Here is a 1,491-nt window from a genome sequence, read left to right as displayed (position 1 = left end):
AGGGGTTCGGCCGTCGTATGACGAGCTTGCGGCGTTGGTCGCCGCGCAGGCGGTCGAGCTTGCTCGTGCCCGTGAGGAGATCACTCAGCTGCGGGGCGAGGTCGCTGAGCTGAAGCGTCGTCTGGGGATGAATTCCGGCAACTCGTCGATGCCGCCATCGTCGGACAGGTTCAGCAAACCGGCGCCGAAGTCGTTACGTGGAAAGACTGGCCGGAAGCGGGGAAAGCAGCCGGGAGCGCCGGGGGCGAGTCTGTCCATGGTGGACGATCCGGATCGGATCGTTGATCACATGCCATCCTCCTGTGGCGGCTGCGGGGCGATGCTACGTCGACGCGACAAGGCCGGCATGGCGGCGCGCCGGCAGGTGATCGATCTGCCGGAAGTGCGCCCGTCGGTCACCGAGCATCGACTGCATCGGCGGCGTTGTTCCGGTTGCCGTCAGGTGACCACGGCGATCGGACCCCGCGAAGCGACCGCGCCGGTATGTTACGGGCCGAACGTGACCGCGCTGGCGACGTATCTGTTGACCTATCAGCACATTCCGGTTTCCCGGACCGCCCAGTTGCTCGGTGACCTGATGGGTCTTCCGGTCTCGACCGGCTGGGTCGCGGGAGTGCTCACTCCCGTCGCGGCCGAGCTGGCCGTGTTCGAGCAGCAGGTCGCCGACGCGTTGCGGGCGGCACCAGTGGCGCATTTCGACGAGACCGGCATCCGAGTCGAGGCCAAGACCTGGTGGCTGCACACCGCCTGCACTCCGACTCTCACCGCCTACTTCGCCCACAAGCTGCGCGGCACTGAAGCGATGGACGAATTCGGGATCCTGTCACGTTTCCGGGGCGTCGCGGTCCACGACGGCTGGAAACCGTACCAGTACTACGGTCCCACCCACGCCCGCTGCAACGCCCACCACCTGCGCGAACTGGTCGCGGCCGGCGAAGAACACCCTGAGCACTCCTGGCCATCGATCGCCATCAAAACCCTGGAAAATCTCAACACCGTCGCCCACAACGCACGCGACGCCGGCCTGACCGCCATCCCACCCTCCATCGCCGACCCCCTGCTCTCACGATTCATCCGCACCGTCAACGTCGGCCTATTCCTGCACCCACCCGAAAAAGGCCACCAAAGCAAACCCCGCCGCCTGCTGGTACGTCTGCGCGACTACCAGCACGACGTGCTGCGCTTCGCACACGACCTCACCGTCCCGTTCACCAACAACCAAGCCGAACGCGACCTACGCATGATCAAAGCCCAGATGAAAATCTCCGGCGGCTGGCGCACCCGACACGGCGCCCACACCTGGCTCCGCGTCCGCGCCTACATCTCCACCCTCCGCAAAAACCACATCCACATCCTCACCGGACTCCGCGACGCCATCACCGGAAACCCTTGGCTACCAACAAACATCAAAATAGCCTGAACAGTTACGTTGCTTAAAATTACGAACGCTTGTTCGATTGTTTTGCGGTATTCTTGAGGGGTGTCCGAGAC

Annotated in this window: 1 protein-coding gene; it reads left to right on the top strand. The window is 64.1% G+C overall.

All coding sequences use genetic code 11. The annotated features are described in order from the left end of the window. Nucleotides 1–1,420 (top strand): IS66 family transposase (locus DMH03_RS41915; protein ID WP_199749247.1); only part of this gene is annotated, 1,420 nt, incomplete at its 5' end. Nucleotides 1,421–1,491: the final 71 nt, after the last annotated feature.

The organism is Amycolatopsis sp. WAC 01376 (assembly GCF_003947415.1).
Lineage (GTDB): Bacteria > Actinomycetota > Actinomycetes > Mycobacteriales > Pseudonocardiaceae > Amycolatopsis.
The sequence above is the reverse complement of the archived record's forward strand: the minus strand, read 5'-3'. Positions and strand labels throughout refer to the sequence as shown.